Source organism: Ignavibacteriota bacterium (assembly GCA_016708125.1).
Classification (GTDB): Bacteria; Bacteroidota; Ignavibacteria; order Ignavibacteriales; family Melioribacteraceae.
Genome location: JADJGF010000001.1, coordinates 2,307,991 through 2,334,135 on the forward strand (window position 1 = coordinate 2,307,991; position 26,145 = coordinate 2,334,135).

The 26,145-nt window shown below is 30.0% G+C and carries 21 protein-coding genes; 9 read left to right on the top strand and 12 right to left on the bottom strand.

What is annotated here, in order from left to right; all coding sequences use genetic code 11:
* Nucleotide 1: 1 nt before the first annotated feature.
* The 7 genes from IPH62_10110 to IPH62_10140 all read right to left on the bottom strand — a co-directional run bounded on the left by IPH62_10110 (nucleotide 2) and on the right by IPH62_10140 (nucleotide 10,116).
* A complete protein-coding gene (locus IPH62_10110) occupies nucleotides 2-1,420 on the bottom strand; it encodes an amino acid permease (GenBank protein MBK7105624.1) in 1,419 nt (472 codons plus the stop codon).
* Nucleotides 1,421-1,904: 484 nt separating this feature from the next.
* A complete protein-coding gene (locus IPH62_10115) occupies nucleotides 1,905-2,384 on the bottom strand; it encodes a hypothetical protein (GenBank protein ID MBK7105625.1) in 480 nt (159 codons plus the stop codon).
* A 35-nt stretch (nucleotides 2,385-2,419) separates the two neighbouring features.
* Entirely contained in the window at nucleotides 2,420-5,518 is a 3,099-nt protein-coding gene (locus IPH62_10120; protein MBK7105626.1) for an efflux RND transporter permease subunit, read from the bottom strand.
* A gap of 12 nt (nucleotides 5,519-5,530) precedes the next feature.
* Nucleotides 5,531-6,637, bottom strand: coding sequence for an efflux RND transporter periplasmic adaptor subunit (locus IPH62_10125; protein MBK7105627.1), 1,107 nt, complete (start codon nucleotides 6,635-6,637; stop codon nucleotides 5,531-5,533).
* 16 nt (nucleotides 6,638-6,653) lie between these two features.
* Complete coding sequence (locus tag IPH62_10130; GenBank protein MBK7105628.1) at nucleotides 6,654-7,994, bottom strand: TolC family protein; 1,341 nt, start codon at nucleotides 7,992-7,994, stop codon at nucleotides 6,654-6,656.
* A 5-nt stretch (nucleotides 7,995-7,999) separates the two neighbouring features.
* The gene (locus IPH62_10135; protein MBK7105629.1) at nucleotides 8,000-8,620 is read right to left on the bottom strand and encodes a TetR/AcrR family transcriptional regulator; all 621 of its coding nucleotides are present in this window, start codon (nucleotides 8,618-8,620) and stop codon (nucleotides 8,000-8,002) included.
* A gap of 161 nt (nucleotides 8,621-8,781) precedes the next feature.
* Nucleotides 8,782-10,116 carry a YihY/virulence factor BrkB family protein gene (locus tag IPH62_10140; protein MBK7105630.1) on the bottom strand — a complete coding sequence of 445 codons (1,335 nt, stop codon included), beginning with the start codon at nucleotides 10,114-10,116 and terminating at the stop codon, nucleotides 8,782-8,784.
* Between the two features lie 301 nt (nucleotides 10,117-10,417).
* On the opposite strand from IPH62_10140, the gene IPH62_10145 reads away from it, so the two are divergent.
* A complete protein-coding gene (locus IPH62_10145; protein MBK7105631.1) occupies nucleotides 10,418-12,346 on the top strand; it encodes a hypothetical protein in 1,929 nt (642 codons plus the stop codon).
* A gap of 73 nt (nucleotides 12,347-12,419) precedes the next feature.
* Here IPH62_10145 and IPH62_10150 read toward each other — a convergent pair whose 3' ends face one another.
* The 3 genes from IPH62_10150 to IPH62_10160 are packed head-to-tail and all read right to left on the bottom strand — an operon-like array spanning nucleotide 12,420 to nucleotide 15,452.
* Nucleotides 12,420-12,725, bottom strand: coding sequence for a heavy-metal-associated domain-containing protein (locus tag IPH62_10150; protein MBK7105632.1), 306 nt, complete (start codon nucleotides 12,723-12,725; stop codon nucleotides 12,420-12,422).
* Between the two features lie 12 nt (nucleotides 12,726-12,737).
* Complete coding sequence (locus IPH62_10155; protein ID MBK7105633.1) at nucleotides 12,738-14,930, bottom strand: TonB-dependent receptor; 2,193 nt, start codon at nucleotides 14,928-14,930, stop codon at nucleotides 12,738-12,740.
* A 57-nt stretch (nucleotides 14,931-14,987) separates the two neighbouring features.
* Nucleotides 14,988-15,452, bottom strand: a complete 465-nt coding sequence (locus IPH62_10160) for a hypothetical protein (GenBank protein ID MBK7105634.1) — start codon at nucleotides 15,450-15,452, stop codon at nucleotides 14,988-14,990.
* Nucleotides 15,453-15,714: 262 nt separating this feature from the next.
* Here IPH62_10160 and ccsA (IPH62_10165) point away from each other — a divergent pair, with 262 nt between their 5' ends.
* The 5 genes from ccsA (IPH62_10165) (at nucleotide 15,715) to IPH62_10185 (ending at nucleotide 19,948) form a co-directional block, all read left to right on the top strand.
* Nucleotides 15,715-16,413, top strand: a complete 699-nt coding sequence (gene ccsA / locus IPH62_10165; GenBank protein MBK7105635.1) for a cytochrome c biogenesis protein CcsA — start codon at nucleotides 15,715-15,717, stop codon at nucleotides 16,411-16,413.
* Between the two features lie 19 nt (nucleotides 16,414-16,432).
* Entirely contained in the window at nucleotides 16,433-16,582 is a 150-nt protein-coding gene (locus IPH62_10170; protein ID MBK7105636.1) for a CcmD family protein, read from the top strand.
* A complete protein-coding gene (locus tag IPH62_10175; GenBank protein ID MBK7105637.1) occupies nucleotides 16,572-16,961 on the top strand; it encodes a cytochrome c maturation protein CcmE in 390 nt (129 codons plus the stop codon). Before IPH62_10170 ends, IPH62_10175 begins: the two co-directional genes overlap by 11 nt.
* Before the next feature lie 18 nt (nucleotides 16,962-16,979).
* Entirely contained in the window at nucleotides 16,980-19,379 is a 2,400-nt protein-coding gene (gene ccsA, locus IPH62_10180) for a cytochrome c biogenesis protein CcsA (protein ID MBK7105638.1), read from the top strand.
* A gap of 155 nt (nucleotides 19,380-19,534) precedes the next feature.
* Complete coding sequence (locus IPH62_10185; GenBank protein ID MBK7105639.1) at nucleotides 19,535-19,948, top strand: hypothetical protein; 414 nt, start codon at nucleotides 19,535-19,537, stop codon at nucleotides 19,946-19,948.
* An 86-nt stretch (nucleotides 19,949-20,034) separates the two neighbouring features.
* Here the strand turns inward: IPH62_10185 and IPH62_10190 are convergent, their stop codons facing one another.
* Nucleotides 20,035-22,122: an ammonia-forming cytochrome c nitrite reductase subunit c552 gene (locus IPH62_10190; GenBank protein ID MBK7105640.1), complete on the bottom strand. Its 2,088-nt coding sequence runs from the start codon at nucleotides 22,120-22,122 to the stop codon at nucleotides 20,035-20,037.
* Between the two features lie 21 nt (nucleotides 22,123-22,143).
* Complete coding sequence (locus IPH62_10195) at nucleotides 22,144-22,521, bottom strand: response regulator (GenBank protein MBK7105641.1); 378 nt, start codon at nucleotides 22,519-22,521, stop codon at nucleotides 22,144-22,146.
* 248 nt (nucleotides 22,522-22,769) lie between these two features.
* Here IPH62_10195 and IPH62_10200 point away from each other — a divergent pair, with 248 nt between their 5' ends.
* The 3 genes from IPH62_10200 to IPH62_10210 are packed head-to-tail and all read left to right on the top strand — an operon-like array spanning nucleotide 22,770 to nucleotide 25,990.
* Nucleotides 22,770-24,248, top strand: a complete 1,479-nt coding sequence (locus IPH62_10200) for a HAMP domain-containing histidine kinase (GenBank protein ID MBK7105642.1) — start codon at nucleotides 22,770-22,772, stop codon at nucleotides 24,246-24,248.
* Entirely contained in the window at nucleotides 24,241-25,608 is a 1,368-nt protein-coding gene (locus IPH62_10205) for a sigma-54-dependent Fis family transcriptional regulator (GenBank protein MBK7105643.1), read from the top strand. The genes IPH62_10200 and IPH62_10205 overlap by 8 nt, the downstream gene beginning before the upstream one ends.
* A gap of 28 nt (nucleotides 25,609-25,636) precedes the next feature.
* Nucleotides 25,637-25,990 (top strand): DsrE family protein, encoded by a 354-nt coding sequence (locus tag IPH62_10210; GenBank protein MBK7105644.1) that lies wholly within the window; start codon nucleotides 25,637-25,639, stop codon nucleotides 25,988-25,990.
* Nucleotides 25,991-26,145 lie beyond the last annotated feature (155 nt).

Consider the following 26,145-nt stretch of genomic DNA (forward strand, 5'->3'; position numbering starts at 1 on the left):
ATCAAACGTTACTTTTATTCTTTGCTAAATATTTCCAATAAAAATAAAATGGTAAACCGGAAATTATCAATATCAATCCCATTGCGGCATCTTCGGAATCGGAAACAACAGAATTAATTAAAAATAGAAATGAAAATGCAACAAAAATTAATGGTAGATAAGGATATCCCCAAACTTTGAATGGACGATTCACGTTCGGCATTTTCTTTCTAAGAATTATTACACCATAAGCGCCCAGCATATAAAATAACCAAGCCGCAAAAATTACATAATCGGTAATTGTATCAAAAGAACCGGAAAGAACGAGTACGCTTGACCAAAGTCCTTGAATTAAAAGTGAAGTGTGAGGTGTTCCAAATTTTGGATGAACTTTTCCAAGAAAGTTGAAAAATAAATTATCCTTAGCCATTGCAAACTGAACTCGTGCGGATGCTAAAATACTTCCATTAAGTGCGCCGAATGTTGAAATAATAACAGCAATAGAAATTATAGAAGCGCCGGATGGACCAAATAAAATTTCCATTGCCGAAGCCGCAACCAAAGGAGAATTTTTCATTACATCAATTGGAAGAATATATAAATATGCAATATTGATAATAACATAAATTGCCATTACAATTACAGTTCCGTAGAGTAAACCTAAAGGAATGTTTCTTTGAGGATTTTTCATTTCACCGGAAATAAAAGTTACATTATTCCATCCGTCATATGCCCAGAAAGCACCGGCGAGGGCTAAACCGATTGCTGAAATTAATCCGCTTGAAGTATTTTGCACAAGATTAAATCCGCTGTAAATATTTGAGAATGAACCATCTCCAATTGTGATAAGTAAAATGGCCAATAATGCAATTGCGGCAATTTTAATAATTGTTACAATTGTTTGAACAATTCCGCCGAAAATTACACCGAAGTAATTTACAGTTGTTAGAAAAATGATACAAATAATTGCGACTGCTTTCGGACCAAATTCAAAAAACGGATGAATATCACCAACCAGCGGCATATAAAAAGTAATATCTTGCAAACTTTGGGGAAGCTGAGGATATTTTATAAAATATCCCAAATATTCACCAAATACGTAAGCAATAGCCGCTTGACTTCCGGTTTGAATTACGGAAAGTACCGACCAGCCATAAATAAATGCAACTCCGTCTCCGTACATTTTTCTAAAGTAAACATATTGTCCACCGGTTGAGTCAATAATTCCCGCAATTTCAGCATTTACTAATGCGCCAATAAATGTAATTACTCCGGCTAAAATCCAAATTAAAATTAGTAATTCCGGTGAGCCTAATTGCCCAGCCATTGTGGCTGGTTTGCGGAAAATACCAGATCCAATCATTGATCCGGCAACAATCATAATTGAAGCAGTTAATGTTAAACTTCTAACTAATTCAGTTTTGGGAGATGAGTTTTTCATAGAAATTTAGAGTTATTAATTTTGGTTTGAATTTAACGAAATTTATTAAAAATCCATATTGCAAATTTTTAAAGTGAAAAGTCAAAAGTCAAAGTTGAAACGTTGAAAAGTAAAAACGTAAGGAAAACAAAAATTAAAAAGAATTTAACATTTTAGTGGTTGAGTTTATTGTAATATTAGGAATCTGTTGAAATAAAAAAGATTGCTTTGTAAAAAATGTTCGCAAAGTAAAACGTTGTTATTTCTATCTCAACAAGTTGTAAGAAGCTATAAAAAGAGAATCAGTCATTTCGAGCGGAGCGAGAAATCTCATAAATTTGTTTTGAGATCTCTCACAAAAACATTCGAGATGACAAATTCTGTCATTGCGATATCGATGTTTTTGATCGGAAAATAAATCACAAAAAAAGTAAATATTTAAAAAGATCTGATCTTTTCAAAAGATCGTATCTTTGAATAAAAATTTTCCAATTAACTAAAATTTTTATGTAACTATTTCTAGCACTAATTTCTCAACGGAACATTTAATACCGGGAGATAAAGTTTGTAAATAATGATCTTGAGTTATAAAAACAATTTCTTCAGATAATTCTTTGTGCTTTTTTGCAATTTTTAATATAAATTTAAATGCGGTTATCCTAACCGATGGAGCTTTATTAATTTGTTCCCATAAATTCATGCAGATATTAAAAATTTGTCCTTCATATTTTTCTTTTATATCCATTTTTAACAAGATTTTTAGCAATTCTCTTTGATGTCCATCTTTTTTATTATCTATAGAATTTACAATTGTTTTTATATGTTTTTGAATTCGTAAATCATTTTCGTCCATACAATCGAAAAGTAAAAAAGCTGAACGCCATGAATACGGTTGTTTATCAGATATTGCTAAAGTAATTGCTTCATCAAAATATTGGGGATGAGATTTTAGGAATTTTATTAGCTCATCCTTATATGATGTCATTATTTTTTTTTCTAATTCAGATTCCATTTAATCAATTATTTAACTTTTCTAGCTCTCCATTTAGTCTTTATTTTATCTTCCAATTTTTCAAATAAAATATATAAAATTGGAATAACAACTAATGTTAACAATGTGGTTGTTGTTAATCCGCCAATTACCGAGCGGGCAAGTGGAGTCCATGTTTCAGAGCCTGAACCAAATTCCAATGCTAATGGAACCATTCCCAAAATAGTTGTTAATGCTGTCATTAAAACCGGGCGCATTCTAGCGGTGCATGCTTCTTTAACAGCTTCGTATAATTCTTTACCTTGTTTTCTTAATTGATTTATATAATCCACCAAAACAATGCCGTTATTAACAGCAATGCCAACTAACATTACTAATCCCACTAAAGCCATTACACTTATGCTTGTGCCGGTCATAAATAGAAAAAAGAAAACACCAATAACCGAAAGAGGAACTGTGAACATAATTATCAATGGATCAACAAAAGATTCAAACTGAGCAGCCATAATCATATAAACCAATAGAATTGCCGCAATGAAAGCCAATGTTAAATAGAAAAATGCTTCCTGTTGATCTTCTGCGGTACCGCCAATTATTACTTGAAACTCGGATGGAATTGCAGTTTCAGCAACAATTTTATTTACTTCTTCTACGGCTTTGGATAAATCAATTCCGGAAAGTCCAATTCCGACCGATACAAATCTGCTTTGATTTTCTCTAAATATTGTTGGTGATGATTCTTCTTCAGCAATGTTTGCAATTTGTTTAAGTTGAATCATTTCACCGTTCATTAAAGGAATTTGCATATTTTCAATCATTGATTTTTGGTTTCGGAATTTTTTATCATACTGAATTCTGATATCATATTCATCACCTTGTTCTCTATACTGTGAAATAACCTTTCCAGCCATCGCAGTTGAAATATTACTTGCAACAGACAATCCGGAAAGTTTAAGATCATTCATTATATCTTTGTTAAGACGGACTTGTAATTCCGGTGTTGTTTCTTTCGTGTTCAATGTTATATCAACAAATCCTTCAACTTTTTCAAATTTACTTTTTAGCTGATTGGCGATTGCTTTTGCTCCATCAGTATCAAACCCTATAATTTTAACTTCTACATCTTTTTCAGTGGAAAATGTTGCGCCTTCTTGAAAGAAATAAGTTACACCGGGAATTTCATCAAGTCTTTTTCTTAAAGAATCTTGAATCTCGAATTGTGTAATTTTTCTAAGTTCTTTTGATTTAAGTTTTATAATTGCTTCAACTGTGCTTGATGTTGTGCCGAAAGCTCCAATTCCTTCTCGCTCACCATAAAAAATTGCTAATGATTCCATTGCATCAGCCGGAACAATTTCTTTTACAATATCCTCAATTTGATATGCATATAATCTTGTTTTCTCTATTGGTGTTCCCGATGGTGATTCCATTAAGAAATCTATAAATCCTTGATCACTTTTTGGTAAAAATTCTCCGCCAAGAAATGTTGTTAATCCTATTGATGCTATAAAAAATATTGCCACAACTAAAAGAACAGTTATTTTATGAAGTAAAGACCAATTCAAAATTTTTGAGTAATTATTTGAAAGGCGATCAAGCCAAATTCCAATTTTATTTTTATATGAATTTAAAAAACCATCGTTACTTTTTTTCTCTAATCGTAAAATATTTGCCGACATAAAAGGAACAATAGTTAGCGCAACAATTAACGAAACTATTAAACTGAATGTAATTGTTAAAACTAAATCTTTAAATAATTGCCCCGTTATATTTGGCACAAATAAAACCGGAACGAAAACTGCAATTGTTGTTAATGTTGAAGCTGTAATTGCCAAACCTACTTCTGTTGTCCCAATATCGGCGGCATCAATTTTATTTTTACCCATTTCTCTATGGCGATAAATATTTTCAAGAACAACAATTGAATTATCTACAAGCATTCCTATTGCTAATGCAAGTCCCGCCATGGAAATAATATTTAATGTTAAATTTGATGCATACATAACTGCAAATGTTACAATTACGGAAAGGGGAATTGAAATTCCCATAATTATACTTCCGCGAATATTGCGAAGGAAAAAGTATATTACAATAAATGCCAGAACAAATGAAATTATTGCGGTATTGCTAAGATTATTTACGGAAAGCATTATGAAATCTGACTGATCCCACAATGATGTTAATTTTGTTCCCTGCGGAAGTCTTGCTAAAATATCCGGCATAACTTCTTTAATTCTTCTTGAAGTTAAAACTGTATTTGCATCCGATTGTTTCATAATAAACATCATAACGCCTTCACCATAATCCGCACGCACTTCCGATGCATTTTCTTTATAACCATCTTCAACATTTGCAACATCTTTTACAAGAACCGATTCTGTTCCTCGAATTGTAACAATTGTATTTTTTATTTGTTCTAAAGTACGGTACTCGCTAAAAATTCTTAAGTTATAAGTTTTTTGATTTGTTTCAATTGTGCCGCCGGGCAAAAGTCCGCTCCCAAGTTGAATAGCTTGAGCAACATCATCCGGTGATAAACCAAACGATGCAAGCAATGTTGGATTTAGATTTATATTAATTTGTCTTTGCAAACCACCTTGAGTCTGAACAGATGCAACTCCGTCAACTCTTTCAAAAAGCGGCTCAATTGTTTCTTCAGCTAATCTTCTTAATTCGGCAGAGCCAAGATATTCCGAACTTAAATTTAAAAATACTATCGGACTCATTGATGGATCGAAAACAAAAGTAATTGGTTCGTTTGCATCAGCCGGAAGAAAATCTCTTATATAATCTAAATTTTTTCTGATATCAGCTTCTGCTTGATTCATATCAGTTCCGTATTTAAATTCAAGAGTTACAATTGATGCACCTTTGAATGATTGAGAATTCACTTTCTCAATATTTTTAACTGATGATACAGCTTCTTCAATTGGTCGTGAAATTAAATTTTCAATATCTTCCGGACCAACACCGGAATAATTTGTAATAATTCCGGCAATAGGGAATTGAATATCCGGGAAGAAATCAATTTTTAATTGTGAAAATGAAAATAAACTAAAACCAATAACTACAGCATAAAACATTATGAGTGTTATTTGTCGATTCAAAGAAAATTTTGTTAATATCATAATTAGCTCGCTTTAATCAATAATTTTAACTTTATCACCAGACTTAACAATATTTTGTCCAACAACAACAATTGTATCGCCAACATTTAATCCCGATAAAATTTCAATTCTTCCGTCACTGCTTATTCCTGTTTTGACTTCAATTAAATTTGCTTTCCCATTTTTAATCACAAAAACAAAATATTTTTTAATTGATTTTTGAAGTCCGGTTTCTCTATCTATTTTAACTTCTGTTCTACTTTGTATTGAATTTTCCGGAATTATAATGCTATTATCTTTTATCGATGTTTTAATTAGGAACTCTCCAAACATTCCCGATTTTATTGAGCCACCCGGTTTTATGAGTGATATTTCAACTTGTAAATTTTTGGAAATCGGATCAACTGCTTGATCAATTTCTGATACAATTCCTTCAAAAATTTTATTTGGAATGGATGGAAATTCTATACTTACTGATTGCTCTTTAAATATCTTACCAATTTCGTCGGATGGAATTTTAACTTTTGCTTTCATTGAATTTGAATTTATAATTTGTGCAATTGGCAAACCGGCTGCAACCATTTGATTTTGTTCGATATAAATTGAAGCAATAGTTCCGTTAAAAGGAGATTTGATATAACTATTATCGAATTGTTCTTTGGCTTGCTGCAATTGTACTTTAGAAGCTTGCAAACCTAATTCTGCAGATTCGTATTGTGTTTTAATTTGATCAAATTGCTGCGAACTTATTGCTTTTTGATCAAATAAATTCTTCATCCTATTAAATTCTTGTTGTGCTAAATTAAACTGAGTTTGCGCTGATTTAACGGCTGTTTCGGCAGCAGCAACACTTTGCTTAAATAAAGCATTATATTGCAAAGCAATTGTTTGCCCCTGCGAAATTTTGTCTCCGGGTTTAACAAAAACTTTTACAATTTTCTCTGAAACTTTAGAAAACACAATAACATCTTCGCCGGCTGCAATTGTTCCTGTTGCTTTTACAAAGTTTTCAATATTATCTAATTTTACGGTATAAACTTTTACCGGAACAATCTTTTCATTTTTTTGTTTTGTTTCTTCTTCGCATGCAGTAAATATTAACATTAAAAATATTGCGGAAACCAAAAATAATTTTTTCATTTTTTCCTCTGTAAATTTATTCCCAAATTTTATTCAATACACCCATTGAGTATAATAGATTTAGCTGACTTATATTGAAATTAAAAATTCCTTGATAATATTGAGTTTGATTTGATGTATTTAAAAATTGAGTATTTAATACATCTAATTGTGTGCTCATTCCTTCTGCATAAAGTAAATTTGAAAGTCGTAAACTTTCTCTTGATTGAATCATTGCTTCCTTTAAACTTTCAAGAGTTTTCACGGATTCAGAGAAATTGTAATAATTTTCTTCAACATTTAGAATTCTTCCTTTATCAGCTTGTTCAAGCATAATTTTCATTTGCTCGGTTTGAATTTTTGCTTGTTGATAATTTAGAATTTTCTTTCCGCCTTCAAACAAAGGCCAAATCATAGATAGTGAAATTGATTTAGAACGAATGTAATCATTCCACATAACTTGTGAATTATCAAGCTGGGCTTGATGCGCAAGATTTGCCGAAGCAGCGATAATTGGAGTAAAACTTCCAAGCGCAATATTTTCTCCTTGTTTTGTTGCTGCTAACTTGTATTGAATAGATTTTATATCAAATCTATTTTCTTCGGAAACTTTTTTTAATTCATCAAGAGAAGAAAGTTTGTAATCATTTAGAAAATCTTTTTGATTCAGCGAATCAGTAACAATTAAAGAATCATCTAAAGAAATATTTAACAGAAATTTTAATCTTTGTAAACCAAGCAATTTTTGAGATTTAGCTTTTTCTAAACTTGGTAATGAAGCAGCATATTGTGCTTTTGCTCTTTGCAAATCCAACTCGGTTGCAGTTCCGGCATCATAATATTTTTTGACTTGTTCTAAATTTGATTTTGAAACTTCAACTGCTTCATACGAAGTTTTTAATAATGAATTTGCTAAAATAGTTCCATAATAAGCTTGAAGTGATTGCAATACAACTTCTTGCTCTTTGCCTTTTAATTCTTCGCTTAGAGATTTCTTAATATTCGTTTGGATATTTAAATTAAACCATCGTGATCCGCCGGTAAATAAAGGGAGAGAGAGATCAATTGAATGTTGAAAAGTAAATTTTGTTCCAACAACAAACTGCTGACCCATAAAAACAAAAACCGGTAGTTCCAAATTATTTGTTGCTAATCCTTGATAACTTAACGTAGGTAAAAAATTTGAGTAAGACTTCCATGTTTCTAAATTCTGATATTCATATTCCAATATTTTTGATTTGAGTGATAAGTTATCAGTTTTGGAAATCTCAATAATATCATCCAGCGAAAGATGAATTATGTTTTTAGATTTGTGTTGAGAATAATTTGCTTCGGTAAAAAATAAAATTGCAATTAAGAAAAAATATACGCTTCTCATAAAAATTACTCCGCAATCTCTTTTATAATAAATGTATTTATCCAGAATTCAATAAAATTGTTAAGTTTTTTGTTCAGCTCTTTTATCGATAAATTAAAAATTAAAAATTCGCCAATGTACATTACAATTGTTCCAATAAAATTTATTGTTAATGTTTCGGGATTACATTGTTTGGAGATTATTCCTAATTTCTGATTTGATTTTATAATTGAAATTAATTTTCCCATTTCCGATTTATATCTGTTCAATTTCATTTCTAAAATTCGAGATGGAACATTTGTAGATTGAATAATTGCCGAGAATCTTGTTAGGTGCGGATAATTTGTAAGAAATTCGATATAAAGTTTTATCAAATTTCTAAGCATTAATTCAAGATTTTCTTGGTTATTCAAATATTTAACAACAAGCTCATCTACCTTTGAATATGTTTCTTTAATTAATTCTTCGAGCAATGTTTCTTTATCTTTAAAATAATAGTAAAGAACCGGTTTTGTTACATTTGCAGCACCGCAAATTTCTCTAACGGAAACTTTGTAAAAACCATCGCGCGCAAATAATTCTGCAGCAGCGTTAAATATTTTATTTTTTGTTTCGTTGGAAACTATTTTTTCTTGAATTTCTTTCATGTAAAATATCCTTTACTTACCGTTCGGTAAAATAAAAAAAATGAATATAATATTCTACCTACCGTTAGGTAATTTTACAACATTTGACGAATTTGTTTGTGAAAAGTTTTGTGGGAATTTAACATGAAATTATAAATAAATCAGATAATCGATTTCTAAAATTATAATTCTGTCAATAATTTATTTTCTGAAGAATCCGAAATTAATTTCGACATCTTTTCTGTAATTTCAATAATTGAATTAAATTCATTATTTCTTTTTAACGGAATTTTTGAACCGCGTTTTTCTAAAGTTTCCGAAACATAATTCACAGTAAAATATTGCAAATCCTTTGCCGGCTGATATAAATATTTTTTTTCTTTTTCCAGATAAATTTTTGAAAACAATCCTGCTTCAACAAATTCAGAAATTATTTTATCAGTTAGAATTATTGGAATTCCCAACTTTCCTGCAATTTCATTTGTAGATAAAGCTTTATTTCCCAATTGAAAATTTTTAATTACAACTTGTGCAATTGCCAGAGAAATTAATCTTTTCTGATAATAGTTAATTTTTTTTGAATCTGCTTCAAATTCATAATTACTAATGTTCTGAATTGAGTAAGAAATTTCTGCACCAAAAAGAAATATTAACCAGCTTGTTTGAAGCCATATAAGAAACAAAGGAAACACAGCAAAACTTCCGTAAATAGCATTGTAGCTTGCAATTCCAATTTGAAAAGTTACATATAAAAATTGTACAACTTGATAAAGTGTTCCGGAGATAATTGCTGCAATAAATGCTGCTAAATAATTTACCGGACCATTTGGCATAACAACATAAAAAAGTGTGAACAAAATCCAAATAATAAAGTAAGGAAGTATTTTTAAAATAAATGAAATTAACGGAACCATCATTCCAAGTAATTTATATTGCTCTGTTAAATCATCAATAAAAACACTTATGAAAACTGTTAATCCGCTGGAAAGTACGAAGAACAAAGGAGCCAAAAAAAGTATTGCTAAAAAATCGCTGAACTGCCGCGCAACGGTTCTGGAAGTTTTAAATTTCCAAATATCGTTTAAAGAATATTCAATATTGTTTAATAATTTTATTACGGTGTAAAGCAATAAAATAATTCCAATGCCGGCAATCAATCCGCCTTTTGTATTTTCTAAAAGTATGTTGGAGTAATTGACAATTTTAATCATTACAGCTTCATAATCTTTGAAATTATCGAGCAGTAATTTTTCCAATTGTGATTGAAGTCCGAAACCTTTAAAAATTCCAAATAAAATTGCAACAACGGGAACAATAGACAGCATCGAATAAAACGTAAGTGCGGAAGATTTTAAAACACAATTATTGTCTCGGAAATTTCGAATTGAAAGAATGATAATTCTTTGCTGCTTAATAAAAAAAGCTTTTTTACCTTTTAACTCACTAAGTCTAATTCTCCAAATATCTTCCGTAAAAAATTTGATGTACTTTCTTATTTGTTGAGATATATTTTTCATAACGCTTTATTGTTGAATTAACATATATGTAAACTAAATGAATTTTTTGAAAATATTGAATTGATAATTTTCAACACAAGAATTTCTAAGATGATTTATCAAAATTAAAATTTGATTATGTGAATAAAAAATTGCTAATTATACCATACTAATTCTTTTAAATTGCATATTGCTCTCATCCAAATTAAGTTTTAAAGAAAATTATTTTTTTTGAATAAATAAAATTTTCAATTAAAGCTTTCTCAAAATTCGATTTCCGAGTAAATCAAATAAAATTACGATTTAAAATAAGGTGGGAATTATGAACAATCCGACTAAATTTTTCAAATTTATTTATGTATTAATTCATTTACAATTTATACAACTTTCAGCGCAAACAAATGTGATACGCTCAGTTGAATATACGCAGATAAGCAGTTTTGAAATTAATATGGAAATTTGCAATATGAAAATTAGTTCTGATGGTTCAAGAATTGTTTTTGCAACCGGAGGTTCCGCAAAGAAAGTTTTTACAATAAACTCAGATGGTACTTCACTAAAATTAATTTATGATTTTCAAAATACTGGATTTGGACCATTTGTTGATATTAGTGCAGATGGAAGCAAAATTATTTGGTGCGATTGGGTTGGAGAAGGAGAAATATTTATTTCAAATGCAGATGGAAGTTCTCAAGAAAAAATTGTAACTCTTCTTCCGCATCCGGATCCCAATTTTGAAGCAATGAAACCGTATGTACAATTACCTCCAAGAATAACTTCAGACGGAAGCCGAGTTTATTTCATTCACAATCATAGAGACCCGCAGGGAACCGGAGTGTGGAGAGTTAATTCAGATGGTTCAAATTTGACTCAAGTTTTTAATTTTAATTCCTTTGCAGAAAAAGTATATGGCAGAGATGTAAGTAATATTTGGTATTTGAGCTTTACAGATGGGTTTGATATTTCTGCAACCGGAGATAAAATTTTAGTCGGTACAAATGTCTTTAAAGTTGAAATTGGCAACTATGATATTGGTGAAGCTTTCGTTTTTTCAAATGATAATTTTTATAGCTTAGGAGAATATGCAGTCGGAAATCAGCCATTTGCTACATATAAAAATGGGGATCAATTTTTAGTATTTAGAAAGGAATATAATTCTGAACTGAACAATGAAGAGATAAATGTTTACTTTGATCCAATTGAAACCGGAAGTCCAATAAAAGTAATTAGCGGTTTGAATGTATTTGGAACATCGGCAATGACTCAAATGGCCGGCGATGGTTCAATTGCAATTGTTCAATCAAATAATGGAAGACTTCCTATTACTCTTGTTGATAGAGCAACATCTTCTTGCTGTGATTTAGTTAGTATTGATGGAATTAGCATAAATGCATTAGGAGGATTTCGCTTTTCCGAATCAATACTTCCGTCAATTAATTGGAATGGAGATAAGTTTTGCTTTTTGGCTCAAAGTAATCCACCACAAATTTGGATTGGAGAAATAAATTCAGATGGAGTAAATAGTGTTCCATCAATTTCCGAAATTGAATTTTCACCAAATTTTGTTTTGATTGATGGTTCAACAACTTCAATATTTAAAGCTCATTTAACAAGTGCACCAAATACAATTCATACTGCAACTTTTGAAACTTTTAAAAATGGACAGATTAAATTTCGTGCATTAAAATCAGGTTGGCCTTATAACGGATTTTTAATTGATAATGGAGAATTTGGAGATACTCAAGCTGGAGATGGGTATTATTTTAATAATAGTATTTGTGCGGATTTACCGGAAACACCAATAGGAGATTATACAATTCGGTTTGCTGCAATTAATTCAACATTAAGAAAAATTACTTCGGTTGATGTTGAAACATTTTTTATTCTAGACGAACCTAATTCAATCTCAGGTGAAATGAATTCAACAAATAATTTTTGTTTATTACAAAACTATCCCAATCCGTTTAATCCGACTACAACTATTGAATATTCCGTTCCCTCTGTTTCTGTCATTTCGAACAAAGTGAGAAATCTCAAAGATTACTCATCGCAAACTCCTCGAAATGACAATGTGAAATTAATAGTTTATGATATTTTAGGAAGAGAAATTGCAACACTTGTAAACCAAAATCAGAAACAAGGGAATTATGAAATTATTTGGGACGCTTCAAAATACTCAAACGGGATTTATTATTACAAACTGAATTTTGGCACTTTTACACAAACCAGAAAAATGATTTTATTAAAATAATTTAAATTCTGCCACCGAATTTTCGATGGCAAAATTAAATTTTGAAAGAAAAGAATTCTACACTATTTAAGAATTAATTTTTCTTAAATTCATTTATACTTTTTACATAAGCAGAATATCCAAGTTCGTTAATTTTTTCTGCTAATTTTTCAACAGTTGTTTCTTCGGAATTAAAAACTAAAGTTACAAGTTTTTCATTCAGTTCAACTTTCAAATCAACTACTCCGGCTTCTTTCGGTAAATTATCCAACATCGTATTTACACAATTTTCACAATGAATTGATGTATCAAACGTAACAACTTTTAAATTATTTGGATCTAAATTTGCACTGCATGCTGCAAATAAAACTAATATAAAATATTTAAATAAATTTTTCACTTTGTTGTTTCCTTATTTTAAAGTTAATCTAAAACCCAAATAAAATTTTCGTCCTTCAATTGGTCCCCAAATCATTGATGAATCATAATCTTGACCAAACGGATCATAGGCAGAAATAATTATTTGCGATTGTGTAAAATCAGTAATATTTTCAATTCCTAAAAATATTTCCCAGCCTTTTAGGTAATGTGTAACTTGTGCCATCATATTTACATAAGAAGGCGATTTGGTTCCATTTTCGAAAAATATATTTTCGGAAAGTTTTGGAATTCTAGATGAGCCGTTAAATTGTGCGGTTAAATCAAATTGCCATAATCTTAATTTTGTTAAATATGATAATGAAATCAATCCTTTGAATTTTTTATTAAGCGGATCAGTCAATAATTTTCCATCAAAAGTAGTTTTAGAATCTGAATATCTTACTGCTCCGGTAAAATCCAAATTTGAAATAAACTCATAATTTAATTCTATTTGAAAATTATTTGCGAAAGATTTTCCATCTAAATTATAAAAATTTACTTCGTGCGGATTTTGATCAATATCAACAACAACTTTATTTATAAATTCGGTTCTATAATATTCAGCGTTGATTGATAATTCCTTACCAAACAAATGGAAATATTGCGTAAGATTTATTCCATAATTTAATGCCTCTTCCATTTTCAAATTTTTAGTAAAAATAAAATTTCTTGATGAAGCCAACAAAGAAATATTTTCTGAAATTATATTTGATGTTCTATAACCTTTACCGATTGTAAAACGCAATGCAGTATTGGCTAACGGCGAATATCTCGCATGAAATCTCGGAGTAAAAAACATTCCGAATTTATTATTGTTGTCTGCGCGAACTCCGCCGATGAAAGATAAATTTTCTATTGGCTGAAAAGTATATTGAAAAAATGCTCCGGGAATAAATTCATATTTGTTGAAGTTTTCGTTAATAAAATATTCATCAATATTATCATAAGCTAAGCTTAGTCCGGCATTGATTTTATTATTTTGATTAAAAATTTGCGATTCAAAAATTAAATTTGAATAATAACTAACTTCATCTGAATTATAAATTCTATTGCCGAAAGTTGAATTTTGTTTATGTGTTGTTAGCATATTAATAAATCCAATGCTGGAGTTGGATTGATTGGAAAACATATAACCAATTTTTGACCAAATTTGAAAACGATTTGTATTTATAATATTTCTGTATTTATTGGAATTATTTTCTGAACCAAAACCAATTTGTCCGCCGTATCTTTCTTCGGTAATATAATTAAGGGTTGCAGCAATATGCCAATTTTTATAGTCCTCATAATTCCATCTATTTAAAATATTAATTTGTCTAACATTCGGATGATCCAAAAAACTATCATTATTGTGATCTACAGTTTTACCAAAATATTCTCCGTGAAGAAATAAAGTTGTTGAAAGATTATCATTAATATTAATTGTTGAAATTGCGTTCACATCATTTTTAAGTTGATCTGTGGAAAACAAATCTGCATAAAAAGAATTTGGCAGAATGGATTTTTTAAACTCAATATTTATTTGTCCGGTTGTTGATTCAAATCCGTTAACTACTGAAGCAGTTCCTTTTGAAATTTGAATTGATTCCATCCACGGACCCGGAACAAAATAAATTCCATACGCGGTAGCAAGTCCTCTTAAATTTGGAATGTTTTCCGTCATAATTTGACTGTACTTTCCATCAAGTCCCAAGAGCTTAATTTGCTTAGCTCCGGAAACTGCATCGGTGTAAGAAACATCAACCGAAGCATTAGTTTCAAAACTTTCAGATAAATTACAGCAAGCGGCTTTTTTAAATTCCTTATTAAAAAGTGTTTGGGTTAATATCGGATTTAAATCATCAAATTCGGTTCCTTTGGTTTTTACGGAAACAGTAATTTCATCAAGCTCAAGATTTTCTGTAAGAATTATCTCAATAAAAGTTTCAGACTTTTTAACAATTATTGTATCCGGTTTGAAAGTAACATAACTGATAATCAAGTTTGCAGAAACTGCCGAAGTTTTAATTATTTCAAAATTTCCTTCGGAATTTGTTGTTGTTCCAATTGTAGTATTTTGCCAAAAAACATTAACGCCCGGAAGCGGTGAAATTTTTGCATCAATATTTTCGTAAACAATTCCTTTCAGCTTTTGCGGAAATATTGCAGAAACGCAAAAGAGAAAAATGATTAAAATATATTTCATTTTAATCCTCCTCATTAAATAGAATTAAATAAATTTTAAAGTGTAGATTAGTATAAGTTATGCTTTAAGAAGAGCTGGAATTTTTGTTTTGTGAAGTGCAATTACGAGTGAACGCCCGGAAATATTGGGCAAAGTTTTTATTTGATCTGATGAAAAATAATTTTGATTTTCAGTTTTGGTTTCTTCAATTAAAATATTGCAAACTACTTCTAAATCTTGATTGCATTTTTCTATTTCTAAATTAATTTGATAGATGTCTAATTTAACATATCGATTTATTGAATAACAATGTCCGCTGCAATTTTTATTTTCTTCAAATTTTTTATGTAAATCATTTTCTTCGTTTTCCGAACAGCAATTATCTTTTTCAATTTTTACAGAGCAGCAGCTTTCTTCATTAAAAACATTAATAACAAATTTTGCATTTTCAAAACAACAATCTTCATGCAAAATAAATCCGATGTTAGAAATTAACATTGAAGTTATAAGAATTACAGAAACGATATTTTTATAGTTTTGCATTGAATTAAAATAATACTGTTGCTCCAAATAAACTATATTTTGATAGTAAATTCAAGCTAAATTCTCATAATAATTTTGCAATCTTGTAATTTTGTAATCTTGCAATCTTACAAATTATTTTGCATCGATTATTCACTTGTATAAATTTTTATATTAACCTATTTTAGTAAAAGTTTTTCGGTGTCTATCAGACAAAGTGTGCTTTTTTGAGTGCGGAAATTTGGTTATATTTTAGTTCAATTTTCTAAGAATTTTATTTTTTATGATATATAAATCAATTCTTTTTGTCTTAATGGTAATTGTTATAATTACCGGAATTTCATTTCCAATTGTGCTTAAACCATCGGTTTGGTATGAAATTCCAAACATTCCCGGTTTGGAAGAAAAAGCAAAAATTATTTTTTTTCATGTTCCAACGGCTTGGCTTTCTGTAATTGCATTTTTAATGGCAATGATTTATGGAATTAAATATCTGAGAAATCAAAATTTGGATGATGACGCAAAATCAAACGCCGCATTGCAATTGGGAATGATTTTCACAATTCTTGCAACTGTAACCGGATCAATTTGGGCAAAATTTACGTGGGGAGCTTTTTGGCATTGGGATCCGCGTGAGACAAGTATTTTTATTTTACTCTTAATTTATGGTTCATTATTTGCATTAAGATCGGCTGTAGAAAATGAAGATAAACGTGCAAAACTTTCTGCGGTTTATTCAATAATTGCGTTTTTAACTGTGCCGTTTTTTATTTTCATTATGCCAAGAATTATGTCCGGTTTGCATCCCGGTTCCGCAAATGATGATAACGCAGGTCCCGTTGTAGATTTTAAAATGAACGGAACAATGCAGATTATTTTCTATACTTCACTAATAGCGTTTACAATGTTTTACTATTGGATGTGGAAAATCGGTTACAAATCAATTATTATAAAAGATAGATTATTGAAGAAAATTATTTAAGGATGTAAAATTGGAAAATTTGTTAAGCTTTTTGGAAAACAATTCTATTTATATAGTTTTATTTATTGTTCTAACAATTTGGGTTGGAATTTTCACTTATATGAATTCATTAGATAAAAGATTAAAAGAAATTGAAATTGACTTAAAGGAATCAAGAAATGAAAAATAAATATATGTTTGGCGGAATTATCATTGTTGTATTTTTAGGAATTATGTCGTATCTGTTTACGGAAACTAATATTTCTTACGAAGAAAATTTTAGTGAAATTATAAATTCCACAAAAACCATGAAAGCAACCGGAAGCTGGGTAAAAGAAAAAAATTACTTAATGGATAAAGAAAAAAAGGAATTTTCATTTTATATGAAAGATTATCTTGGCAATGAAATGAAAGTAATTTATAACGGAACAATTCCAAATAATTTTGAATCTGCAACTTCTGTAGTTGTAACCGGAAAATATAAAAACGGTTATTTTCATGCAGATGATATTCTAACAAAATGTCCATCCAAATACGAAGAACAGTTTGATCAATCCGAAAAATCTTAATTAGAAAGGCAAAAACTTATGTTAGGGAACATCGTTTTAACAATCGGTTTTTTAGCCGGATTGTTTACATTTTTTATGTATTATCTAACCTACAAAGGTTATTCAAATACATTAGTAAAAGCAAGAATTGGATTTCATGTTGCTTCAATGATGACAATTTTAGCAAGTTTAATTTTGGTTCACGCAGTTTTAACTCATCAGTATCAATATAAATATGTTTTTAATTACAGCGGAAGCGGTTTATCAACCGGATTATTGCTTTCTACATTTTGGGGTGGACAAGAAGGAAGCTTTTTACTTTGGGCTTTTTTTACCGCAATTATTGGAATTATTTTACTCGAATATACTTCAAAAAGAGGGGATTTAGAACCACGCGTTATGATGGTTTTTACTCTAAGTTTTACTTTCCTTTTAATTTTAGTAAATCCGTTGTTAAAAAGTCCTTTTAACTATTTGTGGATGGAACCAAGTTTCATCGAATTAAAACACATAAATAGTCAGTTTCTTTCAATGCCGTTTATGCAAAATTTTATGTTTGAAGATACTGCCGGCGGTAAAAGTTTTGTAAGAATGGATCAGCAATTATATGCTCAGCTAATGGCTTCGGGAATTTCTATAAAACAATTTATTATAGATGGAAAAGGATTAAATCCGCTTTTACAAAATTTTTGGATGCAGATTCATCCTCCTATTTTATTTGTAGGATTTGCAATGTCCGCCGTGCCATTTGCTTTTGCTAATGCCGCTTTGATTAAAAATGATTATAGAGATTGGATTAAACAAGCATTTCCTTGGATGCTTGTTGGAACAATGATTTTAGGTTTGGCAATTATGCTTGGCGGTTATTGGGCTTATGGAATTTTAGGCTGGGGCGGTTATTGGGGCTGGGATCCGGTTGAAAATTCAAGTTTAATTCCTTGGCTGGTTGGAGTTGCTTCAATTCACACTCTTTTAATTCAGAAAAAAACACAATCAACCGGCGGTACCGGAAGATTTGTAAAAACAAATATCATTCTTGCAATGATGACGTATATTTTGGTTTTATACAGCACATTCCTAACAAGAAGCGGAATTTTAGGAGAATCATCGGTGCATTCTTTTGCAGAACCCGGAATGTTAGTTTATTTGCTTCTTGTAATTTTTATGGTAACATTTTTGTTAATTGGAATTGCCGGATTTATATATAGATGGAAAGCTTTAAACTCAGAATTTGAAAACGAAGAAAGTATTTTATCAAGAGAACTCGCTTTATTTACGGGAGCAGTTGCTCTTTTAGCTTCTGCAATAATTGTATTTGCTGGAACTTCTGCCCCAATTTTTGGTAAAGCCGTTGAAATTAGATTTTACGATGAATTAAATCTACCAATTGCAATAATTATTGGATTATTAAATGGGCTAAGCTTAATTCTAAAATGGAAAACAAATAAATCTCAAGAACTTTGGAAAAAACTAATTTCTCCAATAGCTATTTCTTTAGTATTAACAGCACTCGTAATATTGTTTGGAAAAGTTTCCGGTTTTATGATCATTCTATTATCATTCTCATCAATTTTTACAATTGTGGTAAATTTTGAAATTGCATTTAGAATAGTTAGGAAAAAAGTTTTATCGCTTGGCGCTTACGTTGCTCATATTGGAATTGCTTTGTTTTTACTCGGAGTTGTTGCAACCAGCGGCTCTTCAGATGCAGATTCAATTGATTTAGAAAAAAATAAAGCCGCAAATATTTACGGATATGATTTAACATTTTTAGGTTATAATAGAATTGAAAATACAGAAAAGTTTGAATTTAAAATAAAAATTGAAAAAGAAAACTCAAGCAAAACAATTGCACCAATAATGTATGTTTCTTCAATGAATAATAGTTTGATGAGGGAACCAGATATTTGGACAATGATTACAAAGGATTTTTATGTTACTCCGCTTAGTTATACAGATGGAACTGAAGAAAATTCTTCAACCGGCGGAACAAGTGTAACTCTTAAAAAAGGGGATAATATAGATTTCAAAGGAAATAAAATTACATTTGAAAGTTTTAATTTCCCTCCGGATGCCATGTCTGCAATGATGGGCGGAGGAAATTTTACAATCGGTGCAAATTTGTTGGTTGAAGCTTATGGAAAAAAATACAATGTTGAACCTAAAATGAAAAGTACCGATGGAAATAAAGAATTTGTTTCTGTAGAAATTAAAGATGCTGATTTACGAATTGAAATGACAAATCTTGATGCAAGCGGTTCAGTTGGATTAACATTAAATAATTTATCAAATAACACAGAAGCAGTTCAACAAACTCCAAAAGAAGTTTTATCTGTTGAAGCGAGTATTAAACCATTCATAAATTTAGTTTGGACCGGCGTTCTTTTAATGGTTGCGGGATTTATTATATCTGCAGTGAAAAGAACAAAAGAGGTTTAATTTTTTTGTAGTCATCTACAAATCGGTGACTACAAAAATTTTCTAACAATTCTTTATAAATCTATAATTTTCACTTCCCGATTTTATTCCCAAAAATATTGTATTGATTTTTTTATCTAATAGAATCAAATTTAAATTAAAAATTATACAATATTATGAGAATCATATTTTTTACTATTTCGATTTTAGTTTTAACTACTTTTTGCAGTGATTCAATTACAGAAACTGAGTCATTTAATTTGTTTGATGATATAATAATTGAGTACAATCAAAAATTAGTTAATGATGATGAAAATATTTCTATTCAATTTACAGAATTAGTTGGTGATTCAAGATGTCCAATTGATGCAATTTGTGTTTGGGAAGGTGATGCAGAAATAAAATTTAGATTTTCGAAAAATAATAGTTTTGAAGATTTTACTTTACACACATCTATAAATTATTTTAACGCAGACACACTTTTATTTGGTTATAGAATTGAACTTGTTGAAGTTTTTCCTTATCCACAAATCAATATAGAAATTCCTTCCAAGGACTATAAAGTTAAAATAAAAATTGAAAAAGAATAATTAAAGCATAAATTTATTTTAAAGATAAAAAAACCCGACTCGAAAGCCGGGTTTATATCATTCACTTACAGTAGAGGCAAATTAAATTACTTGAGTAATACCATTTTCTTTGTAGAAACATAATTACTTGTTTCAATTCTGTAGAAATAAATACCAGCGGCATTATTTGCTGCATTCCAATCAACATTGTAATTTCCGGCATTCATTTGTTTGTTAACTAAAACTGAAACTTCTCTGCCAATTGCATCAAATACTGTAATTTTAACATTTGTTGCTTCAGGAATTGAGAAATTAATTACTGTAGTTGGGTTAAATGGATTTGGATAATTTTGTGATAATTTATAATCTGTTGGTACACTATTAGTGAATTCGTTAACATCAACAAGTTCACCCTTCATATCAGAAATTGCAGTTTTTAACATTGCAATTGTAAATTGAGGATTGTGAACACCAAGACTTCTGTCTTCTTCAACAAAGAAATAAACATAACCGGCTCTCATAATTCTTGGAGTTAAACTATCATCAGCAGCGGTTGTAAAATCAGCAGTTGATTGAATTAAAACTACGCCGTCTGCATTTTTAGGCAAATATGTTGCTAATTCTTCCAATAAACCGTGAACTTCTTCTTGAAGACCTTCTGCAGTTCCGTCACCATCTAAATCTGCGCTTCCATTGATATAATATTTTTTCTCTTTGAAAGTTTCTCCAACATTTCCATGACAAGGTTCGCAAGCTTCAACATTATCTTCACCTTCTTCATTATTCATGTTAAATGTATGTCCGCCGAATTTTAACAAATTACCTTCGGCATCAAATGCGCTTTCACCAGCCATATGACAATCAACGCAAGCATTTCCGCCGGCAATTGCGTGTGGTGAACTTGGAAAATCAACACCATAATTAGGTGCATTTTTACCTAAAAGCATATCAGCTTGCGGTCCATGATGAGCACCAAAATGTGCACTGCCATTTTTTATGTCTTCAGCATAAGTAGATGCTTGTCTTCTACTTCTGTGGCAATCCATACATTGAGCACCTGTTCCAAATTTTTCAAATGATAAAACAGTTCCATCACCTAAAACTGTTTCAGTAGCTCTTAATTGATATGGATTTTCTGCACTATGAGGATCATGGCAAGTTACGCAAGTAAAATTTGTTGGATCAGGTCTAACAGCAGTTTTAGCTGGTAAGCCTAAAGCGTCAACTGGTCTTCCTTCTTTAATCCATTGAACATATCCTGCACCGCTATGGCAAGGTGAACATCCATCTCTATTTGTAGAACTTACAAATGCACCAACTGTATGTCCGCCATGGAATCCACGACCATCATATTCAGTTGCATCTAAACCAGCTTCTGTAAATAATGCTGGAATTGCGTGATGTGTACCTGCATCGTGGCAATATGCACAAGTTGCACTTGATGCTTCTGAAACCATTTTGCTATCTGCAACAACACCATTATGAGCACTTCCTGGTCCGTGACAAGCTTCGCATTGAACATTTGCTCTCTGCATTGCATTTGGATAAGCTGCGACCAATGCATCATAATTTCCTTCAGCTAAAGCTGCAGGGAAAACAAATTCAAAATCGTCAAAACCATCATTTGAAGCGGCTGCATCATAACCTGTTGTATGGCAGCTCATACATCTATTTGCAAAATGTCCTGCAGGATCATCAGTATATGGTTTAACTGTATTAGCATGACCAGTTTCCATCCAGCTTGCTTTTTCAGCAGTGTGGCACGTTCCGCATGATAAACCAGTTGCAGGCATACCAACAAATTTTGCAGCATTTAATGTAATTGAACTTGTCATACCGCCATCAGTAAACTCAACTACATAAGTTCCTTCCAAATCAAGAACTAAAGAAATTGCTTTTTTAGTATCGCTTAAATCTTGATTTCCTAAAATAGCAACTGTTGAACCACTTGGTTTTGTAACAATATTCCAAGCCGGGCTTGTGAAATTTGTATCAACTGCTTCGCCAGCTAAGTAAACTGTTGTTCCAACACCAACGTTCGATAAACCATTATATTTTACTGTAAAAATATCATTGGTATCTGCAACTATACTTCGGTCAGATAAACCATATGGTTTTACCTCAAGTGTTTGGCTGTTTATCATTCCAAAAGAAAGGAAGAAAAGCAGCATTGTTATAGTTATTTTTTTGAGCATTAGGCTCCTCCTATTTGTTGATTAGTAAAGTAAATTTTGATTTTGGGTTCTTACTGAATTAATAAATTCTCTTAAATTGAGCGTATCAATCGGTTTAATTAAATAAAATGTTACGCCTATATTATTTATTGCTCTTCCTAATTCAATACTTAAGTTGGATGTTATAAAAATTATAGAAAGTTTTGGATTTACTTTTTTAATAGTCTCGAGTAATCTGATAGAATTTGGTGCTATAAAATCGTCATCCAAAATAACTAAAGTAGAATTTTTACTTAACACTTCTGAAACAATATCTAACGGATCTTTCGAGTTTTTGAAAATACTATAATCACATCCAAACTCTTTAGATAAATTTTCTAAAGAATTGTAAATTTGATCATCGTTTGATATTATTAACATTTTTCCCATATTAACTTATTACTTACAATACTTATGCCACTAATAAATTTTATTAATATAAATCATCTTAATTTACTTCTTTCAAAAAGATTTGATTTTAATCTAATTTCGATGTTTTTATAAGAGTAATAATTAGTAAATTTGGTTTGGATATTTAACAATTATAAAATATTAAGTTCTTGGTGTGACAACCAAGTGACAGTGTGGCAAGTTTGTCACAACAATATTTTTTATAAATTAGAGGCAAAATGTTTCCTACGATAAAAACAAAGTTTATTGCACTTTCAATAATTATAATTATTCTAAGTATTGGAATTCCGGTTGGATTTTTATTAAATCAGTTTAGCAAAAATTTTCACGACAGATCCGTAATTATGGTTGGGGCAGCAATTGATTTAATGATTTTTGGACTCAACAATTCCATGATGAAAGGCGATGAAAAAAATGTTCAAAATATTGTTGAGCAAATTGGACAAAATAAATCTGTGGAACACATAAGAATTTTAAACAGCGATGGAACAATTAAATATGCAATTCATAAAGAAGAAATTGGAAAGAAAATTGATGTTGTTGAACCCGGGCATTTGAAATCAAAATTATCTGATATTGTAAAAAGAAATATTTCTCTTAACGAAAAAACAAATACATATACTGCAATTCAACGTATTAAAATGGAAGAAAGATGCCAAACATGCCATAACAATGATAAAGTAATTTCTTATCTTGATGTTGATACGGATTTAACAAAAGCCGAAGTTAATTTTTATACCGGTTCTTTTCACATGATATTTTTTGGCTTGCTGCTAATTTTTGTATTAGCATTTTCATTTTATATAATTTTTAATAAATATATAAACAAGCCTTTGAATAATTTTATTTTAGCATTGGGAGAAGTTGAAAAAGGTAATTTAAGTTTAAATTTACCAGCTTCCGGAAAAGACGAATTTTCGATTTTACATTATCATTACAATAGAATGGTAAATGAACTTAAATATTCGCGCGGACAAATTGAAGAAATGCATTTTGAACAATTGCAGAGAGCCGATAAAATGGTAACACTCGGCGAGCTTACTGCATCAATGGCGCATGATATAAATAATCATTCTGCAATAATTATGTCACGAGCAGATTATTTAGTTTACGAAGCCGAGAATAATAAACTATTATCAAAATACATTGATGATTTAAATGTGGTAAATAATCAAATTGAAAAAATTTCTAAAATTACCGGAAATATTTTAAAGCATAGTAAAAAATCGGCAAAAACATTTTCAAGTTTTGATTTAGATAAATTAGTAGAAAATAGCATTGAAATGCTTGAGCCGTTAATCAAAAAAAGAAAAGTTGTTTTGTTAAAAGAAATAGAAATTTCTGAAGCAATAATTTTTGGAGATCCTAATCAAATTGAGCAGGTTGTTCTTAATTTAGTAAGTAATTCACTTGATGCGTTAAGAGCAAATGGAAAAATAATTATTAAAATTAATTTATCGGAAAATAATAAAATTCAATTAATTGTTAATGACAACGGAACCGGAATAGATGCGACATCAATAGAAAAAATATTTTCGCCTTTCTACACAAATAAAGAATCCGGAAAGGGAACAGGTTTAGGTTTATACATTGTACAAAATATTTGTAAAAATCATAATGCAGAAATAAAATGTGAAAGTAAAATTAATAAAGGCACCACTTTCATAATAACATTTTTGGGGGAAAACAATGTTTGAAGTACTTTTAATAGATGATGAAAAAGAAATGCTTATTGGCTTGGAAAAAATACTTTCAAGCAGAAATAATTTTAACATTACTGCCATTCTTGAGCCACAGAAAGCATTTGATTTAATTAAAACAAAAAAGTTTGATTTAATTATTACTGATTTAAAAATGAATGATTTTTCCGGGATTGATATTTTAAAGTGTGCTAAAGAAAATCATCTACAAGCAAATGTGATTATCATTTCCGGTTACGGAACAATAGAAGCAAGCGTTGAAGCAATGCAGTTAGGCGCTTTCGACTTTATTGAAAAACCTTTTACATCAAAAAAATTATTTCAATGTATTGATAAAGCTTTAGAAGCGATTGCAGTTAAAACTTCAATTAATGATGAGACCGATCCAATTATTAAAAATTCGGGAATAGTTTATAAAAGTCCCGAAATGAAAGAAGTTATAGATTTAGTAAAAATAATTGCGCCGCAAATGATGAATGTTTTAATAATCGGCGAAAGCGGAACCGGAAAGGAACTTGTAGCAAGAGTAATTCACAAATTAAGCAATAGAGATGAAAATCCATTTGTCCCGGTAAATTGCGGAGCTTTGCCAGAAAATCTTTTTGAAAGCGAGTTATTCGGTCACGAAAGAGGAGCTTTTACCGGAGCCGTAAAAACCAAACCCGGCTTGCTTGAATTTGCAAATCAAGGAACTTTCTTTTTTGATGAAATTGGCGATATGAGTTTGCAATTGCAAATTAAACTTTTACGAATGCTTGAAGATAGAAAAATTAGAAGAGTCGGCGGACAAAAAGAAATTGATATCGATGTTAGAATTATTGCCGCAACAAATAAAGATTTAGAAAAAGAAGTTACAAATGGAAATTTTAGAGAAGATTTATTTTACAGACTAAATAATATGCAAATTCATATTCCGCCATTGCGACAAAGAACCGATGATATTATGCCTTTACTTGAGCATTATCTAAAAGGACTTTGCGAAAAAGAAAATAAACAGATTAAAAATTTTTCTGTTGATGCAAAGGAATTGTTAAAATCATATCAATGGCCGGGAAATGTTAGAGAACTTCAAAATATGATTGGAAGAGCATTTTATTTATCAACATCAAACGTAATTCAAAAAGAAGATTTACCAAAATATATTTTAAAAGATGATTTGCCAATTTCAAACAGCATTTTAAATCTTCAATATAATGATGCAAAAGATAAAACAATAAGCGAATTTGAAACTGAATATCTATCATATCATTTGAAAAAAAATAAAGGCAACATTACAAAAACTGCAATAGAATGCGGATTGGATAGAAGATCGCTTCACAGATTAATTGCTAAGTATAATATTATTTATAAAGAATAAAAATTTGTTCAAAAAAAAGGAATGAAAAATGAAAATATTAATCATTATTAACGATGCACCGTATGGAACTGAGAAAGCATATAATGCATTAAGACTTGCAATGAACATTCAGAAAGAAAGTTCAGAAATAGAAGTAGCAATATTTTTGATGGCAGATGCAGTTGGATGTGGAATTCCAAATCAGAATACACCTCAAGGTTATTATAATATTGAAAGAATGTTGAAATCTGTAATTCTTAAAAGTGGAAAAGTTAAAGCATGCGGAACATGTATGGATGCAAGAGGATTTACAGAAATAAATTTAATTGATGGCGTTGAAAGAAGTAATATGAAAGAATTAACAGATTTAACTTTAAATTCGGATAAAGTAATTACTTTTTAAAATTTCTTTTTTTTTGGAAAAAATCTATTTATAATTTAAAAACAATTGTCGCTTTTATTATTCATTGTAGAAAATAATATACAATTCTAAATTTTTATTGCGGTAAATCATCAAATTTTCAACTCATTTTTTGGCATCATGATTGTTTTATAATT